20 protein-coding genes are annotated in these 16,698 nt (G+C 71.3%); 13 read left to right on the top strand and 7 right to left on the bottom strand.

From position 1 onward, the window contains the following. Positions 1-114 precede the first annotated feature (114 nt). The 4 genes from DB32_RS47610 (at position 115) to DB32_RS44715 (ending at position 2,036) form a co-directional block, all read left to right on the top strand. Positions 115-255 (top strand): hypothetical protein, encoded by a 141-nt coding sequence (locus DB32_RS47610; RefSeq protein WP_157070032.1) that lies wholly within the window; start codon positions 115-117, stop codon positions 253-255. 213 nt (positions 256-468) lie between these two features. Beyond that, entirely contained in the window at positions 469-1,494 is a 1,026-nt protein-coding gene (locus tag DB32_RS38720; protein ID WP_053237685.1) for a serine/threonine-protein kinase, read from the top strand. Next, on the top strand, positions 1,482-1,766 hold the full coding sequence (locus DB32_RS38715) for a GlsB/YeaQ/YmgE family stress response membrane protein (RefSeq protein WP_053237684.1): 285 nt from the start codon (positions 1,482-1,484) through the stop codon (positions 1,764-1,766). The genes DB32_RS38720 and DB32_RS38715 overlap by 13 nt, the downstream gene beginning before the upstream one ends. Positions 1,767-1,865: 99 nt before the next feature. Then, positions 1,866-2,036, top strand: coding sequence for a DUF1328 family protein (locus DB32_RS44715; RefSeq protein ID WP_075097732.1), 171 nt, complete (start codon positions 1,866-1,868; stop codon positions 2,034-2,036). 44 nt (positions 2,037-2,080) lie between these two features. Here the strand turns inward: DB32_RS44715 and DB32_RS38710 are convergent, their stop codons facing one another. After that, the gene (locus DB32_RS38710) at positions 2,081-4,921 is read right to left on the bottom strand and encodes a hybrid sensor histidine kinase/response regulator (RefSeq protein ID WP_157070030.1); all 2,841 of its coding nucleotides are present in this window, start codon (positions 4,919-4,921) and stop codon (positions 2,081-2,083) included. A gap of 215 nt (positions 4,922-5,136) precedes the next feature. Then, entirely contained in the window at positions 5,137-5,388 is a 252-nt protein-coding gene (locus DB32_RS38705) for a hypothetical protein (protein WP_053237682.1), read from the bottom strand. Between DB32_RS38705 and DB32_RS47605 the strand changes: the two genes are divergently transcribed. From DB32_RS47605 to DB32_RS38695, 3 genes are all read left to right on the top strand, one after another. Further along, positions 5,378-5,536, top strand: coding sequence for a hypothetical protein (locus tag DB32_RS47605; protein ID WP_157070027.1), 159 nt, complete (start codon positions 5,378-5,380; stop codon positions 5,534-5,536). The two genes, DB32_RS38705 and DB32_RS47605, sit on opposite strands and share 11 nt — an antisense overlap. 187 nt (positions 5,537-5,723) lie before the next feature. Next, positions 5,724-6,746 carry a YihY/virulence factor BrkB family protein gene (locus DB32_RS38700; protein WP_053237681.1) on the top strand — a complete coding sequence of 341 codons (1,023 nt, stop codon included), beginning with the start codon at positions 5,724-5,726 and terminating at the stop codon, positions 6,744-6,746. Beyond that, the gene (locus tag DB32_RS38695) at positions 6,743-7,195 is read left to right on the top strand and encodes a universal stress protein (protein WP_053237680.1); all 453 of its coding nucleotides are present in this window, start codon (positions 6,743-6,745) and stop codon (positions 7,193-7,195) included. Before DB32_RS38700 ends, DB32_RS38695 begins: the two co-directional genes overlap by 4 nt. Before the next feature lie 129 nt (positions 7,196-7,324). Here the strand turns inward: DB32_RS38695 and DB32_RS38690 are convergent, their stop codons facing one another. Further along, on the bottom strand, positions 7,325-7,960 hold the full coding sequence (locus DB32_RS38690; protein WP_053237679.1) for a hypothetical protein: 636 nt from the start codon (positions 7,958-7,960) through the stop codon (positions 7,325-7,327). 227 nt (positions 7,961-8,187) lie between these two features. On the opposite strand from DB32_RS38690, the gene DB32_RS38685 reads away from it, so the two are divergent. Together DB32_RS38685 and DB32_RS38680 are read left to right on the top strand one after the other, a co-directional pair. Further along, positions 8,188-8,454, top strand: coding sequence for a GlsB/YeaQ/YmgE family stress response membrane protein (locus DB32_RS38685; protein ID WP_053237678.1), 267 nt, complete (start codon positions 8,188-8,190; stop codon positions 8,452-8,454). Positions 8,455-8,533: 79 nt separating this feature from the next. Then, the gene (locus tag DB32_RS38680; RefSeq protein WP_053237677.1) at positions 8,534-8,953 is read left to right on the top strand and encodes a response regulator; all 420 of its coding nucleotides are present in this window, start codon (positions 8,534-8,536) and stop codon (positions 8,951-8,953) included. Positions 8,954-9,390: 437 nt separating this feature from the next. Here DB32_RS38680 and DB32_RS38675 read toward each other — a convergent pair whose 3' ends face one another. From DB32_RS38675 to DB32_RS38665, 3 genes are all read right to left on the bottom strand, one after another. After that, positions 9,391-10,227, bottom strand: coding sequence for a sigma-70 family RNA polymerase sigma factor (locus DB32_RS38675; RefSeq protein ID WP_075097731.1), 837 nt, complete (start codon positions 10,225-10,227; stop codon positions 9,391-9,393). 184 nt (positions 10,228-10,411) lie between these two features. Continuing rightward, positions 10,412-11,200, bottom strand: a complete 789-nt coding sequence (locus tag DB32_RS38670; RefSeq protein WP_053237675.1) for an endonuclease/exonuclease/phosphatase family protein — start codon at positions 11,198-11,200, stop codon at positions 10,412-10,414. Between the two features lie 28 nt (positions 11,201-11,228). Next, complete coding sequence (locus DB32_RS38665; protein ID WP_053237674.1) at positions 11,229-11,519, bottom strand: hypothetical protein; 291 nt, start codon at positions 11,517-11,519, stop codon at positions 11,229-11,231. 254 nt (positions 11,520-11,773) lie between these two features. On the opposite strand from DB32_RS38665, the gene DB32_RS38660 reads away from it, so the two are divergent. Then, complete coding sequence (locus DB32_RS38660) at positions 11,774-12,322, top strand: zinc finger Ran-binding domain-containing protein (RefSeq protein WP_053237673.1); 549 nt, start codon at positions 11,774-11,776, stop codon at positions 12,320-12,322. Between the two features lie 24 nt (positions 12,323-12,346). Here the strand turns inward: DB32_RS38660 and DB32_RS38655 are convergent, their stop codons facing one another. Beyond that, the gene (locus DB32_RS38655) at positions 12,347-13,000 is read right to left on the bottom strand and encodes a bifunctional 4-hydroxy-2-oxoglutarate aldolase/2-dehydro-3-deoxy-phosphogluconate aldolase (protein WP_053237672.1); all 654 of its coding nucleotides are present in this window, start codon (positions 12,998-13,000) and stop codon (positions 12,347-12,349) included. A 189-nt stretch (positions 13,001-13,189) separates the two neighbouring features. Between DB32_RS38655 and DB32_RS38650 the strand changes: the two genes are divergently transcribed. From DB32_RS38650 to DB32_RS38640, 3 genes are all read left to right on the top strand, one after another. Then, the gene (locus tag DB32_RS38650; RefSeq protein WP_053237671.1) at positions 13,190-13,774 is read left to right on the top strand and encodes an NfeD family protein; all 585 of its coding nucleotides are present in this window, start codon (positions 13,190-13,192) and stop codon (positions 13,772-13,774) included. 148 nt (positions 13,775-13,922) lie between these two features. Further along, complete coding sequence (locus tag DB32_RS38645) at positions 13,923-15,284, top strand: flotillin family protein (RefSeq protein WP_053237670.1); 1,362 nt, start codon at positions 13,923-13,925, stop codon at positions 15,282-15,284. A 3-nt stretch (positions 15,285-15,287) separates the two neighbouring features. After that, on the top strand, positions 15,288-16,625 hold the full coding sequence (locus DB32_RS38640; protein ID WP_075097730.1) for a flotillin family protein: 1,338 nt from the start codon (positions 15,288-15,290) through the stop codon (positions 16,623-16,625). The last annotated feature ends 73 nt before the right edge of the window (positions 16,626-16,698 follow it).

Here is a 16,698-nt window from a genome sequence, read left to right as displayed (position 1 = left end):
CGAGCACCGCGCCGATCCCTTGGAATTCACGGTTTTCGAGGTGGCCCCGCGATTGCTCGGCAGAGCGGCACGCGCGCGACGGGCGAAGTCGCGGGACCAGGGAGGAAGCACCAGATGATCGGACTCGACACCGAAGAGCGCGACCGCCCGGCATTCCAGCCCGAGCCCGCGACGCGGCCCGCACCGGCGCGCGAAGAGCGCGCGGACGACGTGTGGGACGACGACGACTGGGAAGAGGACTGGCTCTTCCTCTGAGCCCACACCACGCGCGCGGCGCTCTCGACACGAGGTGCCGCACGCGCGTGAGACCCGCACACCACCACGAGGCGCCGCGCCCCATTCGGGCCCGGCGCCTCTCGATTCTCGACGTCGCATGAGCCCTGATTTCCTTCGCGATCTCACCCACGAAGCCGCGCCTCGCGTGGCACTCGCCGTGCTCTCGGAATCCGCTGGGGCAGCAGCATCGCGATGAGCGAGGAAGGATCGTCGATCAGCCGTGGGCCCGCGCCCGGCGACGTGCTCGAGGGCCGGTGGCGCATCACCGCGCTGCTCGGTCGCGGAGGCCACGCCGGCGTCTATCGAGGCCAGCACGCGCGGCTGCGCTACCCGGTCGCGATCAAGACGCTCTCGGTCGATCCGCGCTCCGCGATCGCCGACGACCTGCGCTCGCGGCTCCTGACCGAGGCCGAGATCGGCGCGCTCGTGCGGCACCCGAACGTGCTGAAGATCTTCGACGTCGGGAGCACGTCCGCGGGCGAGCCCTACCTCGTGATGGAGCTCGTCGAGGGCGAGACCCTCCGCGAGCGGCTCGATCGCGGACCGCTCACGATCGCGCAGGCGGTCGACCTCGCGCGGCAGGTGCTCGCCGGGCTCAGCGCGCTCGCGCAGCACGGCATCGTCCACCGCGACGTGAAGCCCTCGAACATCATGCTGAAGCCAGGCCGTCGCGGCGTGCGCGCGAAGCTGATCGATCTCGGTGTGGCGCGCCGGCTGCGCGGAAATGCCGGCGGCGATCAGGGCGAGGGCTTCCTCGTCGGCACCCCGAGCTACATGGCGCCGGAGCAGCTGCGCGCGCAGCTCGTCGATCCGCGCGCCGACGTCTACTCGCTCGGCGTCGTCCTCTACGAGTCGCTCACCGGCTCGGTGCCGCCGCGGCCGACGTTCGTGGAGCGCTACGCGGTCGAGCCCGAGCTCGAGATCGACGAGCTCCCGCCCGTCCGCCAGAAGCGCCCCGAGTGTCCGCCCTGGCTCGAGTCGATCGTCAAGCGCTGCGTCGCGGTCGACCGCAACGCGCGCTACCAGAGCGCGGCGGCTGCGGCCGAGGCGCTCGCCGTGCTCGCGCGCGATCTCGGTCTGCCGAGCGGCGCACGGGCGTGGGTCGAGGATCCCACGCGCGCGCCCATCCGCACGATCGACGACGCGGGCCCCGACGAACGCACCACCCGTCACATCCGACGTGGTGGTGGCTCCCGGAGGGTTCCATGGCAGTCCTGATTCTCTCGTGGATCGTCGTCGCGTTCCTCTTCGCGCTCTTCGCCCACGCGCTGCTTCCAGACGACGGCGCGATCGACGTCGACGTGACCCTCGTCCTCGGGATGACCGGCGCGCTGATCGGTGGGGCGCTCGCGAACCACCTGGTCGGGGAGCCGCTCTGGGGCGTGCACGCAGCGGGCTTCGCGGGCGGCGCGATGGGCGCGATCGGTGGTGTCGCGACGGGCGCGCTGGGGCAGCGGCGCCGCGCTTCGCAGGCCCAGCGCACGTCCTAGTGGCGTGATTCCGCAGGGCCCTCCGTGGCATCTGCCGTGCAGTGGACCTCGTGCAGAGATCACGAGCACTTCACGGCAGATCACGGAGGAGAGATCGTCATGTTGTACTGGTCTGTGGTGTTCTTCGTCCTCGCGCTCATCGCGGCGATCTTCGGCTTCGGCGGGATCGCGGCGGGCGCTGCGACGATCGGCAAGATCCTGTTCGTCGGGTTCCTCGCGCTCGCGGTGCTGAGCCTGGTCGCGGGCCGCCGTCCCACGCTGCGCACCTGACGCGGACGAAACGACGAGCACGCGCGCGCCCGCCGCGCGCGTGCTCAGCCGTACGAAGACGTCCGCACGTCGCAGAGCTCGGCGACCTTGGTCACGAGCTCGTGCGTGTCCACCGGCTTCGTCAGGTAGTGCTCGAACCCTGCTTCGAGCGCGCGCCGGACGTCGTCGGGCTGCGAGAACGCGGAGATCGCGATCGCCTGCATCACGGGATCGTGCTTCTTCGCGAAGCTCACCAGGGAGATCCCGTCCTCGTAGGGCATCGCGATGTCGCTCACGAGGATGTCGAAGCGCGACTCGGCGAGCCGTGCGCGCGCCTGCGCCGCCGACGCGGCGAGCGTCACGCGCGCGCCGCGCAGCGAGAGCACCGAGCCGTAGAGCTCGCGCGCGTCGTCGTGATCGTCGACGAGCAGCACGCGCACGCCCACGAGATCCGGCGTCTTCGCGCGCGGCGCGATGCTGATGCCGGGCGACGTGCCCGGCTCGCTCGAGGCGCGCCCGTCGGGCAGGCGCACCGTGAACGTCGCGCCGCGCCCGAGCCCTTCGCTCTGCACCGAGATGGTCCCGCCGTGTAGCTCGACGAGCTTGCGCGAGATCGCCAACCCGAGCCCGAGCCCGCCGTGCCTGCGCGTCGAGCTCGCGTCGGCCTGGCGGAAGCGATCGAACAAGAACGGCAGGAACGACGGATCGATCCCCGCGCCGGTGTCGATCACCTGCGCGATCGTCGCGTTCCCGTCGCGCACCACGCGCGCGGTGACGCGGCCGCCTTGTGGCGTGAACTTCACCGCGTTCGTCAGCAGGTGGAAGAAGATCTGGCGCAGGCGCATCGCGTCGCCGCGCACCGTCGCGGCGCGATCGACGTCGAGCGCCATCTCGATCCCGCGCTCGGTCGCGCCGTTGCGCACGAGATCGACGGCTTCCTCCATCGGCGCCGAGACCGGCACGACCTTGGGATCGAGCGTGATCTTGTTCCGGAGGATGCGCGACGTGTCGAGGATGTCGTCGACGATGCGCGCCTGCGCCTGCGCGTTGCGCTGGATGACCTCGAGCCCCTTGCGCACGCGCTCCTGCGCGGGCTTGGGATCGTCCATCAGCAGCTTCGACCAACCGAGGATCGTCGAGAGCGGCGTGCGCAGCTCGTGCGAGACGATCGAGAGGAACTCGTCCTTCAGCGCGTTCGCGCGCTGCGCCTCTTCGTAGAGCAGGACGTTCTCGAGCGCCGCCGACACGCGACGGCCGAGCTCCTCCGCGATGAAGCGATCCGCGAGGTCGTACGGACGACCCGCCTGCGCGGACTCGAGCGTCAGCGCGCCCGCGACCTCACCACGCACCGAGAGCGGCACGAAGATCCACGCGCGCGTGCCGAGCCCCTCGAGCGCGCGCCGCGCGTCGTCGTCGCGCGCGACCGAGCGCAGCAGGTCGGGCGTCACCTCGGCCACGAGATCACTCGTCCCGGTGCGCAGCACCGCGCCGAGCCCGTGCTTCGCGCTCTCGTCGTCGCGGAAGAGATCGGCGATCGCGCGCGTGTCCGGCGAGTCGGTGCGCGAGTCCGCCGTCGCGACGCAGCGCACGCGCCCCGTCGCGTCACGCAGGTGCACCGCGCACACGTCGGCCATCTCGACGACGACCGATCGCGCGAAGCCCTGCAGCATCTCCTCGCGCACCAGCGACGCGCCGAGCGCGCGCGTGACCTCGCCGACGATCGCGAGCGCTTGCTCGCCGCGCTTGCGCGCCGTGATGTCGTCGAAGCGCAGCGCGACCTCGTCCGGCCCGAGCGGCGCGACCCAGCACTGGAACCACGAGCCCGCGCCGCGCGTCGGACGCGCGACCTCGACGCTCTGCGCCTCGCCGCCGTCGAGCACGCGCGTGAGCAGCCCCCAGAGGATCGACTGCTCGATCTCCGGCCACACCTCGCGCAGATCCGCGCCCGCGATCGTGCGCTCGCTCCCGAGCGTCTCGCTCGCCGCGTGGTTCGCGTACACGCAGCGCAGCGTGATCCCGCCCGCGCCCTCCGCGCGCTCGGCGCGCAGCGCGAGGAACCCCTCGTGCGACGCGTCCTGCACCATGCGGAACCGGCGCTCGCTCTCCGCGAGCGCCTCGGCCATGCGCCGCTCGTCGGTCACGTCGACGATGATCACCGCGATGCCGACGATCGACTCGCCCGAGCGCACCGGCACGTAGCTCGCGAGCCCGTCGTTCACCTTCGGCGCCGCGCCGTCCCCGACGCCGACGCGCCACCGCACGTGCAGCTGCGGCGAGGGCAGGCCCGACGCGAGCACCTCCGCCGCGATCTCCTTCGCGCGCGCCGCGCTCTCGGCGTCGATGATCTCGTCGAGGTGGCGCCCGAGGTGCGCGTCGCGCGCGCGACCGTTCATGCGCGCGAGCACCTCGTTCACCTCGAGGTAGCGCAGCTCGCGATCGAGGATGGCGATGCCGATCGGCGCCTGGCCGAGCAGTGCGTCGAGGATCGCGCGCTCGTGGTTCGGCGGCGTGCGCGGGATCGCGCCGGTTCGGTCGGGTCGGTCGGTCAACGTCGTCTCGCCGGAGCTCTGCTCGTCGTGCACGTCGGTCAGGGTTCCCACCCACCGGCTCAGCGTGCCGTCGCTCTCGCGCACCGCGCACGCGCGGAGCTCGTGCCATCGCCACGCGCCGTCGCGACGTCTCACGCGGACGCGCGACATCTGGGTGTCGCCGAACCCATCGGGCCGCGTCCCGAGCCGCGCGCCGACGTCGTCGGGATGGAGCACGGCGGACCAGCCGAGCCGCATCGAGTCGTCGGCGCAGACGCCGGTGTACTCGACCCAACGAGCGTTGACGGCGGTGAGCTGACCGCGCGGGTCCGTCTCCCACACCACGTGCGGAAGGATGTCGGCGAGGGGTCCCAGCACGTCGCCGCGCTCTCCCCGCACCGGATCCTTCCGAGAAACGGTGACCGATTCTCGTCGCACCTCGAGGCGCTGCCACAGCAAGGCGCGCACCACGCGAGGACGCCCGGCTTTCCTGCGGATCAGGGCAGCCGGGCGGGATCACTGGCGAGGCACACCGCCCCGGGTGGTGAAAAATGTCTCGGCCCGTGACGCGACCTGGGCGTCGCGCCCGCGCCTCAGTCCGCCTGCGGCGTGAGCTGGCCGCCCGGCACGTTGTAGTCGTGGCTGGGATCGCTGACGTAAGGGGCGTTCCAGACGTGAGCCCACCAGTACACCGGCAGGATGCCCCAGGGGAGCAGCACCATCCCCGCGATCCAGAGCCCTCGGTTGTCGCTCCGCGGGTTCTGCGCCGCGAACGAGATGAAGAACAGGCAGAGCAAGTACTGCATGAACGTCGCGACGAAGAGGCTCCAGTGGATGAGGCTCACTCTCTCCGGCGGCGTCGGAACCGCGAAGCTGGCGATCGCGGACACCGCGAACGTCACGATGACGACGGCCAGCACGATGCCGAGCACCATGCGCGCGCTGCGGCTCCAGCGGGTGATCGACTCGTTGCGCGTGGTGCGCGGCGTGTGAGCGGGAACGGTCCGAGTTTCCACGTGTCCTCCACGAGACGTCGGAAAGCAGTCGGTCAGACCGAGTAGCAGAGGGGGTGCCACGCGAATCGCGCGTGATGCGCCGGAACATCGCGCGTGGACCGAGGCGCATCGCCCCGCTCGCGTCGCGCGTTCGAGGGCATCGTGCTTGCTCCGACCCCGCCTCGATGTGGCACCACGCGCGCACCGAGGTCCGCCACGGCGCGATCGGGGTGGTGCGGGCCTTCGTCGCCGTCGTGCGCGAGGCGCTCGCGTCCTACCAGCGCCACCGCGGCAGCCTGCTCGGTGCGGCGCTCGCGTTCTACACGCTGCTCTCGATCGCCCCGCTCCTCGTCGTCGCGGTCGCGATCGCCGGCGTCGTGTTCGGCGAGGGCAACGCGCGCATGCAGCTGATGCGCGCGATCGAGGGCTTCGCGGGCGAGCGCGCCGCCGCGATGGTCGGCGCGTGGACCGACGAGGCGAGCGCGGCGAGCTCGGAGGCGACGGTGATCGGCCTCGTGCTCTTCGCGCTCGGCGCGTCGCGCGTGTTCGCGCAGCTCGAGTCGACGCTCGACGCGGTGTGGGACGCGCCGGTGAAGGAGCACGAGAGCGTGCGCGGCGCGGTGCGCTGGATGGTCGTGCAGCGCGCGATCTCGTTCGTGCTGGTGCTCGGCTTCGGGCTCGTCATCGCGGGCTCGCTCGTCGCGCAGACGGTGCTCGATCTCATCACCGTGCAGCTCGCGGATCGCGGCGTCGCGGTGCACCTCGCGCTGCGCGGCGCGCACGCGATGCTCTCGATCGGCGTGCTCACGCTCGCGTTCGCGCTCGCGTTCCGGCGCGCTCCGCACCGCCACGTCGAGCTCCACGAGACCTGGATCGGCGCGATGGTCACCGCGCTGCTCTTCAGCATCGGCAACGCGCTGCTCGGCGCGTACTTCGCGCGCGTCGACGTCGGCGCGGCGTACGGCGCGGCGGGCTCGGTGATCGTGGTGCTCCTCTGGCTCGCGTTCTCCGGGCAGATCCTGGTGTTCGGCGCCGAGCTCACGCGCGTCGTGGCGATGCGCGGCGGCCACGTGAGGGCCCGCGAGGGCGCGCCGCCGTGGGTCGACGACGAGCCCGTGGCGAGCGTGCCCGCGCGCGCACGATCGAGGCGCGCCGCACCTCCGCGCGTGGCACCGCCCGTGCTGGGAACGGGCCGGAGGTCTACGTGAACATCGCGGCCATTCTCTGCCCCGTCGACTTCTCGGCGAGTTCCGAGGCTGCCGCGCGCTTCGCTTCGTCGATCGCGCGCGATCTCGGCGCCGAGGTCCACCTCGCGCACGTCGTCCCGCTCCCGATGCCGGCGATGCCGGTGCCCGAGATCGGCCTCGCGCCGCAGGAGATGATGGGCCCGCCGCTGCCGCAGATGCAGCGCGAGGCGTCCGCGAGCCTTCGTCAGCTCGCGACGCAGCTCTGCCTCGAGCCGCACGTGCACGTCGTCACCGGCACCGCCGCGCGCGAGATCGTGAAGCTCGCGAAGAGCATCGGCGCCGGCATGATCGTGATGGGCACCCACGGGCGCACCGGGCTCGCGCACCTGCTGCTCGGCAGCACCGCCGAGCGCGTCGTGCGCACCGCGCCGATGCCCGTGCTCGTCGTGCCCCACCATCGCGAGAGCTGAGTCTCGGAAGGGTCGTGGATGACCCCTTCCCCCCGACCGGCGAAGCCGGATCGGGGCCCCCCATCCCGAACGCTGCGCGCGGGGCCCCAGCCCCGCTTGCTCTCTCGCGGCGGGCTCACGACCGGCGGGTCAGTACATCTGGTAGCCGACCGCGAGCCCCATGATCACGACCGTGACGTTCCGATCGATGAAGATCGGGTGGACGTTCGCGCTGATCACGAGGCCGCGCCGGCGCGCGCGCGTGCGCTCGCCGAGCACCACCGCGAGGCGCGCCTCGAGCCCGAGGTGCAGATCGCCGAGGCCGTCGCAGCGCCTCGCGTCCTGGCCGCAGAGCCCGCCGATGCCGACGTCGAGCGAAGGCCCGGCGCCGAACTGCACGTGCTCGAAGAGCGTCAGGTCGATCACGACCGAGTTCGTCGACACCGCGAACGTGCCCCGATCGCTCGCGACGAGATCGGCGAGCCAGAGCCGGTGCACCGCGTACGTCGCGACGATGTCGTTGAGCTGCAGCCCGACGTGCACCGACACGCCGCCGCCGACTCCGCCCTCCGCGCCCGCCATTCCGCCGAGCAGACCGTCGACCGCGAAGCGCACGCGATCGTCGGTGTAGTAACCCTCGGGCAGCGGCTCGTAGTACTGCTGCGCCCGCGCGCCCGACGCTGGAACGAGCGCCGACGCGAGCATCGCGAGCGCGATCGTGGCCGCGTGCCGCACGCTCCGTCGCGTGTTGCCGCGTGATCCCTTCGTCGCGAGGTGCCGCTCCATACGACCGATTCGTCCTCCTGCTCCCGCGTGAGGCCGAGTGCAGCACGCGTGCCCTCGCCGAAGGACCGGGATTTCCGCGTCGGCGCGAGGCACGACGCGCCGCTGCGACGACGGGCGGCGTGGCGCAGACGCGAGTCCTCGGATGGCCTCTTCGTTGCTGAGCACGAGGCAGCGCTCGACGTCGGCGCGTTCGATGGAGACGCGACGCGCGAGCGACTGGAGGACCCATGTTGATCACCATCCTGACCTGGATCGTCTTCGGTCTCGTCGTCGGCTTCATCGCGCGCGCAGTGGTGCCCGGCTCGCAGCCCATGAGCATCCCCGGCACGATCCTCCTCGGCGTCGCCGGCTCGTTCGTCGGTGGCCTGGTCGGCAACCTGCTCGCGGGCAACACGGCGCTGCAGGTGCACGCCGCGGGCTTCATCGGCTCGGTGCTCGGTGCGATCCTGCTGCTCGTGTTGATGATGTTCGCCACGCGGCGCCGGCTCGCGTGATCACGCGGACCCGCCGTGCGTCGCGCCCGAGCCGGACGCGACGCACGACGGAACGTCGTTTGCCAACGCGCACGCCGCCATGATCGTGAAGACCGTCAGGCCGCTCGAAGGTGCCCACGTCCTCGTCGTCGAGGACGACCCCGACATCCTCGAGCTCCACGCGATCGCGCTGCGCGAGGCGGGCGCGGACGTGCACGCCGTCGGCTCGGCGCGCGCGGCGCTGGAGGTGCTCGACACGGGCGCGTCGTTCGACGTGATCGTGAGCGACCTGTCGATGCCCGAGGTCGACGGCTTCGAGCTCATGCGCCGCGTGCGCGCGCGGGGCGGCCGCGCGGCGAGCGTCCCGGCGCTCGCGGTGACCGCGCTCGGCGAAGAGGACCACGTCGACGAAGCAGCGCGCGCGGGCTTCCACGCGCACGTCCGCAAGCCGCTCGCGCCGGAGGACCTCGTGCTCGCCATCGCGTGCTTGGTCCCGACGAAGCGCCGGCTGCTCGGGTGAGCTCGTCCCCGCGTCGCGCGCGTCGCGACCGCGCACGCTCGCTCGACTCGGACGTTTCCGTCTGGCCAGCGAGGGGTCGTCGGCGCCCGCTTTTTGACGAAATCGTCTGGCGGGGGGTCGTCGGCACCCGCTTTTTGACGAAATCGTCGGGCGGGGGGTCGTCGGCACCCGCTTTTTGACGAAATCGTCTGGCGGGGGATCGTCGGCACCCGCTTTTTGACGAAATCGTCTGGCGGGGGGTCGTCGGCACCCGCTTTTTGACGAAATCGTCTGGCGGGGGGTCGTCGGCACCCGCTTTTCGACGAAATCGTCTGGCGCGCACCGCGACCTCGGCCCGCCCACCCCCGACCCCGGACGTCGACCCGTCGAAACACAAAGCCCGCGTCGTCCCCCCGGAGGGACGCGCGGGCTTCATCCGACGCACCGACGCGACGTTCTCAGGCGCAGGCGCGCAGGTGATCCGCGAGCCGGTCGCGCAGCCGGCGCTCGAGCTGGCGCACGCGCTCGCCGCTCACGCCGATCTGCTCGCCGACCGCGCGCAGCGACGCGGGCTCGTCGGCGACGAGGCGGTGATCGAAGATGCACGCGTCGCGATCGCCGAGCTGCTGGCGGAAGTGGTTGATCGCCGAGACCGCGCGCTCGCGCTCCTCGTGCGCCGCCACGACCTCCTCCGGGCCCGGCAGATCGTTCGCGAGCGTGTCCTCGACCGTGCGGCGGCTTCCGTCGCCGGTCGCCGCGCTCAGGCTCACGTCGCGGTTCTCGAGGCGCGCGAGCAGCGACTCGACCTCGCTCGCGTCCACGCCGAGGCGCTCCGCGATCGCCTCGCGCGTCGGCTCGATGTTCTCGGCGAGCAGCGACGCGTGCGCGCGGCCCACGTTGAAGAAGAGGCGGCGGCCCGCGCGGGTCGTCGAGCTGCGCACGACGCGCAGGCGATCACGCAGGAACGCGATGACGTACGCGCGGATCCAGAGCGACGCGTAGGTCGAGAAGAGCACCCCGCGCTCGGGGTCGAAGCGGTCGGCCGCGACGAGGAGGCCGACGTTGCCCTCCTGGATCGCGTCCATCATGCAGCGCTGGAGCGCCGGGTAGCCGCGCACGATCTTCACGACGAGGCGCAGGTGACTCTCGACGAGACGGCGACGCAGCGACTCTTCGCCGGTCGACTTCATCCGCGTCACCAGATCGCGCTCTTCCTCGCGGGTGAGCATGGGAATCCGGGTGACCGCGCGCAGATATGCGCCGAGGGAACCTTCGCGTGCGCTGTGGATCGACATCGTTCCTCCGAGACGTGCAGGAGCGCGGGCCTCCGGGGCCACGCGCGTCGAGAAACCATCGGGTTCGTCGGGGGGTGCGCGGGGCCGTTCTGCACGGCTGGTGCCACGGCGCGGAGGGCCGAGATCACGTCGAGATCGCGAAAGACACGCCCTGACTGCGTGCTCCCTGCTGTGGCACCGCGCCTCACGCGAGGCGTCCGCGCGCACGCTCCACCGCGCGCGCCCGGCGCACGGATACGACGACCGGGAGATGATCCGACGCCTCGCGAACCAGCCCTTTGTTCGGGACTTCCGCGGCGAGGACCTCGAGCCCGGCGCCCACCAGGACGTGGTCGATCCGCAAGATGGGTCGCCAGGACGGATACGTGGCGCAGACGTACCCGGGGCGCCCCAGCTGCTGCGCATCGGCGAGGCTCGTCGTGAGGCGCCGGTAGGCGATCGACCCACGCCCGCAGTTGAAGTCGCCGAGCAGCACCGTGTGCGGCGAGGACGTCCGCTCGATCTCGGCCGCGACGTGGCGCGCCTGGCCCATGCGCTCGATCGGACCGAGCCCGAAGTGCGTGACCACGACGTCGAGCTCGCCGCCCGGCGCGGCGACGCGCGTGTGGACGAAACATCGCGGCTCGCTCACGGCGCGCCACGTCGGCAGCTTCTCGGTGCGCACGTGCTCGATCGGATGGCGCGAGAGCACTGCGTTGCCGTAGTGCCCGCGGCCGTCGTAGAGCGCGGCGCCGAACACGTGGCTCATGCCGAGGCGCACCGCGATCGCCTCGGCCTGGTCGAGGCCGCCGCTGCGGGTGCGCCCGACGTCGATCTCCTGGAGACCGATCACGTCGGCGTCGCACGCGCGCAGCACGTCCGCGATGCGCTCGAGCGCGCGCACTCCGTCGGTGCCGACGCAGCCGTGCGTGTTGTAGGTCATCACGCGCAGCGTCGGCGGGGGCGCCTGCAGCTCGACGTCGGCGTCGGTCATCGCGTCGTCGTCGCCGCGCGCCGCTGCGTCAGCCCGCGGTCGCCGCGTCCTCGCGCCCGCCGGCGCGCAGCTGCTCGAGCATCTCGTCGATGTCCTTCTTCAGCGCCTCGCGGGTGCGCGGCGTGAAGACGAGCGCGGCCGCGGCGCCGAACAACGCGCCCGCGGCGAACACGCCGGGAATCAGCGCGGTGCCGACGACCGGGACGATGCCGACCGCCGCGATCGCGTTGCCCACGCCGACCTCGCGCAGCGAGCGGACGGCTTTGCGGACCTCGGGACGATTGCCGATCGACGCGATCGTCTTCGTGATGTCGACCATCGAACGACCTCCTGGGCTCGGGGCTCGAACGGGTGCTCCGGTGTGGAGCAAGCGAGGTGCCGCCCACGGCTTCGCGCGGACTGCTTCCGCGGGGCCCGGTTCGTGGGGGCAGGGCGCCACGCGAGGGTCCTCGCGCCACGTCGTGAGGCTCTCCGTTTCGCTTCGGAGTTGCGGAGCTACGGGTAGGAGCGCGACAATGCGGCCCCGTTCGTCCGCGCGATCGCGGGGGAAGGCGCGAGAGGAAGAGGACCTCGATGGCTTCGAAGGACCCGATCGTCTGTCACGTCTGCGGCTTCAAGAACGCGTTCGACGCGACGCGCTGCGTCTCCTGCGGCGCCAAGCTCGAGGCGGTCTCCGCCGACTACTCGACGGAGGAAGAGGCCGCGCGCAGGAACCAGCAGACGGGGTTCGAGCTCAAGTGGGTCGCGATCGCGTTCGTGATCTACTTCGTGTTCCAGGCGATCGCGCTCGCGGTGCTCCCGGCGGTGATCCCCGCGTACGACCCGTTCCAGAACGTGTGGGGCATCCTGATCTCGTCGCTGACCTGGTTCATCGGCGGCATCGTGGTCGGCTACGTGTCGCCGGGCCGCACGTTCCTCGAGCCCGCGCTCGCCGCGGTGATCGCGACGATCCCGACGATCGGGTACCTGATGTGGCGCACGCCGGGCGAGCCCGGAGGCGGCCTCGACCCCACGATCATGGCGTACGTGGTCGGGGGCTTCATCGGCGTGATGCTGTCGCTCTTCGGCGCGTTCCTGGGCGAGAAGGTCCAGGGCGCGACGCGCGGGCATCGCGCGCGCTGACGTTCGTCCGAGCGCGGTCGCGCCTCAAGGGCGCGACGCGCGCATGCCGGGCTGCGCGAGGCCGCACATCTCGACGAGCGCGCTCGCGCGCACCGCGATGATCTCCTGCGACGCGGGATCGTTCTCCGCCGGGAAGAGCCCGACGTCGACGATGATCGCGGCCGCGCCGACCTCGAGGTACTGCGGCCCGTTGTCGGGCCCGATGCCGCCCGCCGCGACCAGCGGCACGCTCGGACGCACCCGCGCGAGGCGCTGCACGTAGTCGAGCCCGCCGAGCGCGCCCGCGGGATAGATCGCGATCGGCCCTTCGTGCGCGCGGCTCGCCGCGAGCAGCTCGCTCGGCGTCGCGACGCTCGGCACGATCCCGAGCCCGCGCTGGCGGCACGCCGCGATCAGCTCGGCGTCGAACACCGGCGAGATCACCCACTCGGCGCCCGCGGCGAGCGCGACGTTGAGGTGCTCGCTCTCCACGACCTCGCAGAGCCCGACCATCGCGTCGGTGCGATCCGCGATCTCCGCCGCGATCTCCGCGACGAACGGGACCGACACCGGCAGCGCGAGCAGCGTGATCCCACCGCGCGCCGCCGCCTCCGCGCGCGCGATGAGCGCCGCGCGCTCGGGCGCCTGGACGATCGCGGCGAGTCGCTTCTCGCGCAGGAGATCGAGGGGGTCCGACATGGCGCCCCTGCGTACACGGCGCCGCTCTGCACGGTCAAGCAAGCCGCGGGGGAGCGAGGCCGGGGGCGCCGCGTATCCTCGCGCGCGCGTCACGATGCATCACTTCACGAAGCGTTGGAATGTGTGCCCACAGCATCCGGTTGAGCGCCGAGACGCGAGGCTGGTACACCGGAGCAGCGAGGGGAGCCGTTGATCTACGTCTACGTATTCGCGCTGGTGCTCGGGGGCGTGCTGCTCGGCGCGTCGATGCTGCTGGGCGGCGGTGAGTCGCACGGCGACGGATCGCACGGCACCGAGGGCGCCGCGAGCGCCGACGGGCACGACGCGCCAGGCGGGTTCGAGACCTTCCTCGTCGCGTTCCTCTCGCTGCGGTTCTGGACGTTCTTCCTCGCGTTCTTCGGCCTGACGGGCGTCGTGCTCGACGGGCTCGGGCTCGTGGCGAGCACGATCGTCGCGGCGATCCTCGCGCTCGCGATGGGCCTCGGTGCGGGCGGCGGCGCTGTGTGGCTGATGCGCCGGGTGCGCGCCGACGACTCGAACAGCGCCGCGACCACGCAGGACTACGTCGGCAAGACGGCGCGCGTGCTCGTCGCGTTCGGTCCGGGGCGCACCGGGAAGGTCCGGGTCGAGGTGCGCGGCAGCACCATCGATCTGCTCGCGGTGTCGATCGACGGAGCGTCGTTCGCGCTCGAGGAAGAAGTGATCGTCGTCGAGATGGAGGGCACGCGCGCGAAGGTCGCGCGCCTCACGCCCGACCGTCTCAGCAAAGCCTGATCTCCGCGCTGGGGATCGTCTACGCTCTCGGCTGCCTGCCGGCAGTCGGGGCGGCTGCGTGCGCGGGGGGTCTGCGCCGCGGCGCGAGAGGCGAGGACGCTCGATCGTGCGCGTCACGAGCGAGCGTGATCGGAGGGAGAGCGAGAGAATGCAGCAGTACGGATATCAGCCCTATCAGGACCCGTACGCACCGGTCCAGGCGCAGCAGTTCCCGATCGATCCGTCGATCCTCTGGATGGTCGTCGGCGCTGCGATCGTGATCGCGATCGGCACGCTCGTGCTGATCCAGATCGTGAAGCAGTTCCTCTACGTCGCGCAGCCGAACGAAGCGCTCGTCTTCAGCGGCAAGCGCTACAAGATGGAGGACGGGACCGAGCTCGGGTACCGCATCGTGAAGGGCGGGCATCGCGCCTTCCGCATCCCGATCCTCGAGAAGGTCGATCGCCTCGACATGACGATCATCCCGATCGACATCGTCGTCGAGAACGCCTACTCGCGCGGCAACATCCCGCTGCAGATCCACGCGATCGCGAACGTGAAGGTCCACGGCGACCTGCGGTGGATCCGCAACGCGGTCGAGCGCTTCCTCGGCCGTGGCCAGCGCGACATCCAGGTCGTCGCGCAGCAGACGCTCGAGGGCGCGCTGCGCGAGGTGCTCGCGCAGCTCTCGCCCGAAGAGGTGAACACCGATCGCCTCAAGTTCGCGGAGAAGCTGATCCACGCCGCCGAGGACGATCTGCAGAAGCTCGGGCTCGCGCTCGACACGCTGAAGATCCAGAGCGTCAGCGATCAGACCGGCTATCTCGACTCGATCGGTCGCCCGGTGATCGCGGCGGCGCTGCGCGACGCGGAGAACGCGGAGTCGCAGGCCGCGCAGGAGACGCAGCAGGCGCAGGCCGAGGCGACGCGTCGCGCCGAGGTCGCGCGCGCGACCGCGCAGATGGTCATCCAGCAGAAGCAGAACCAGCTGCGCACGCTCAAGGCGAACCTCGAGGGCGAAGCGCAGGCCGTCGAGCGCGAGGCCGAGGCCGCGGCGAAGACGGCGCGCGCGATGGCGGAGCGTCAGCTCCAGGAAGTGCGCGCCGCGCTCGAGGGGCGTCGCCTCCAGGCCGAGGTCGTCATCCCCGCGGAGTTCCAGCGCCAGGCGCAGCAGATCCTCGCGAAGGGCGCGGCCGCGCCCACCGCGGAGAACGGCGCGGCGGCGGCGGAGATCCTCGCGCTGATGAGCGACGCCTGGCAGTCGATGGGACCGCAGGCGCGCGAGATCTACGTCATCCAGCACCTCGAGGAGATCGTGGGCACGGTCGTGCGCTCGCTCGAGAACGTGTCCGTCGACGAGGTGAACGTGCTCGATCAGGGCGATGGAAGCGCGCTCGCGAGCTACGCGGCGACCTACCCGAAGATGGTCGCGGCGGTGATGAGCGCGCTGCGCGAGACGACCGGCGTCGACGTGCCGGCGATCCTCGGTGGTGATGGACGCGGCAACGGCGCGTCGCAGGGGAGGGCCTGAGCCATGGCGTTCGTCGTTCCGCTCTTCGCGCTCGCGATCATCGGCGTCGTCGCCGTCATCGCGATGCTCGTCGTCATCAAGAACGTGCTCTACGTGAGCGGCCCGAACGAGGTCCTCGTCTTCTCGGGGTGGGGCAAGCAGACCACCGCCGACGGGAAGACGATCGGATATCGCTTCATCAAGGGCGGCCGCACGTTCCGCATCCCGCTGTTCGAGACCGTGGATCGGATGGATCTCACGAACATGATCATCGAGCTGCAGGTGAAGAACGCCTACTCGAAGGGCGGCATCCCGCTCACCGTGCAGGGCGTCGCCAACATCAAGGTGCCCGGTGAAGAGCCGCTCATCCACAACGTGGTCGAGCGCTTCCTCGGTAAGTCGCGCAACGAGATCATGGAGATCGCGCAGGAGACGCTCGAGGGCAACCTGCGCGGCGTGCTCGCGACGCTGACGCCCGAGCAGGTCAACCAGGACAAGGAAGCGTTCGCGGCGAAGCTCACCGAGGAGGCCGAGCACGATCTGTCGACGATCGGGCTCGTGCTCGACACGCTGAAGATCCAGAACGTGACCGACGAGGTCGGCTACCTCGACGCGATCGGACGGATGCTCAGCGCGCAGGTGCGACGCAACGCGCAGATCGCGGAGGCGCGCACCAAGGCGGAAGCGGCCGAGCAGAAGTGGCGCAACACGATGGAGGCCGAGGTCTCCAAGCTCGACGCGCAGATGCAGGTCGCGGCGAAGGAGAACGAGCGACGCATCCTCGACGCGCGCACGAAGCGCGAGGCGATGATCGCGGAGCAGCAGGCCGAGGTGCAGGCGCTGATCGCGCAGTCGCAGGCCGAGATCGGCATGCAGGACGCGCGCATCGAGCAGGTGAAGCTGCAGCTGCAGGCGGACATCATCCAGCCCGCGGAGGCAGCGCGTCAGAAGGCCGAGCAGAACGCGAAGGCCGAGGCCGCGCGCATCGTCGAGCAGGGTCGCGCGACCGCGCTCGTGCTGAAGAACCTCGCCGCGACGTATCGCGGGAGCGGGACGAACGGGCGCGACGTGCTGCTGATGCAGAAGCTCGTGCCGATGCTCGGTCAGATCACGGGCACGATCGGTGAGCTCAAGATCGATCGCCTCACCGTGATCGGCCCGGGCCACGGCAACGGCAGCGGCGGCGACGGGAGCCTCGCGGGCAAGCTCGTCGCGACGAGCGAGCAGATCAAGGCGGCGACGGGGCTCGACGTGCCGGAGATCCTCCGCGACAAGTTCGGTTCGCCGAAGCCGCCGACGGTGCCGCCCAGCGCGCGCACGCTGCCGCCCGGCGTCGCGCCGCGTCGCGGCGACAACGGCTGACGCCGACCGAGCGTGATCGAACGAAGGCCGCGTGCTCGAGAGAGCGCGCGGCCTTCGCGCTTCGTGTTACCGA

Origin of the sequence: Sandaracinus amylolyticus (genome assembly GCF_000737325.1) — a bacterium.
Taxonomy (GTDB): domain Bacteria; phylum Myxococcota_A; class Polyangia; order Polyangiales; family Sandaracinaceae; genus Sandaracinus; species Sandaracinus amylolyticus.
Note: the sequence above shows the minus strand (reverse complement) of the source record. Positions and strands in the feature narration are given on the sequence as shown.

Coding starts and splice junctions, on each gene's coding strand:
- DB32_RS38655 (WP_053237672.1), bottom strand. CDS start 13,000: ATGTCGGACCCCCTCGATCTCCTGCGCGAGAAGCGACTCGCCGCGATC.
- DB32_RS38675 (WP_075097731.1), bottom strand. CDS start 10,227: ATGTCGATCCACAGCGCACGCGAAGGTTCCCTCGGCGCATATCTGCGC.
- DB32_RS38690 (WP_053237679.1), bottom strand. CDS start 7,960: ATGGAGCGGCACCTCGCGACGAAGGGATCACGCGGCAACACGCGACGG.
- DB32_RS38645 (WP_053237670.1), top strand. CDS start 13,923: ATGCAGCAGTACGGATATCAGCCCTATCAGGACCCGTACGCACCGGTC.
- DB32_RS38685 (WP_053237678.1), top strand. CDS start 8,188: ATGTTGATCACCATCCTGACCTGGATCGTCTTCGGTCTCGTCGTCGGC.
- DB32_RS47605 (WP_157070027.1), top strand. CDS start 5,378: ATGAGGCTCACTCTCTCCGGCGGCGTCGGAACCGCGAAGCTGGCGATC.
- DB32_RS38660 (WP_053237673.1), top strand. CDS start 11,774: ATGGCTTCGAAGGACCCGATCGTCTGTCACGTCTGCGGCTTCAAGAAC.
- DB32_RS38720 (WP_053237685.1), top strand. CDS start 469: ATGAGCGAGGAAGGATCGTCGATCAGCCGTGGGCCCGCGCCCGGCGAC.
- DB32_RS38680 (WP_053237677.1), top strand. CDS start 8,534: ATGATCGTGAAGACCGTCAGGCCGCTCGAAGGTGCCCACGTCCTCGTC.
- DB32_RS38665 (WP_053237674.1), bottom strand. CDS start 11,519: ATGGTCGACATCACGAAGACGATCGCGTCGATCGGCAATCGTCCCGAG.
- DB32_RS44715 (WP_075097732.1), top strand. CDS start 1,866: ATGTTGTACTGGTCTGTGGTGTTCTTCGTCCTCGCGCTCATCGCGGCG.
- DB32_RS38640 (WP_075097730.1), top strand. CDS start 15,288: ATGGCGTTCGTCGTTCCGCTCTTCGCGCTCGCGATCATCGGCGTCGTC.
- DB32_RS47610 (WP_157070032.1), top strand. CDS start 115: ATGATCGGACTCGACACCGAAGAGCGCGACCGCCCGGCATTCCAGCCC.
- DB32_RS38715 (WP_053237684.1), top strand. CDS start 1,482: ATGGCAGTCCTGATTCTCTCGTGGATCGTCGTCGCGTTCCTCTTCGCG.
- DB32_RS38700 (WP_053237681.1), top strand. CDS start 5,724: ATGTGGCACCACGCGCGCACCGAGGTCCGCCACGGCGCGATCGGGGTG.
- DB32_RS38670 (WP_053237675.1), bottom strand. CDS start 11,200: ATGACCGACGCCGACGTCGAGCTGCAGGCGCCCCCGCCGACGCTGCGC.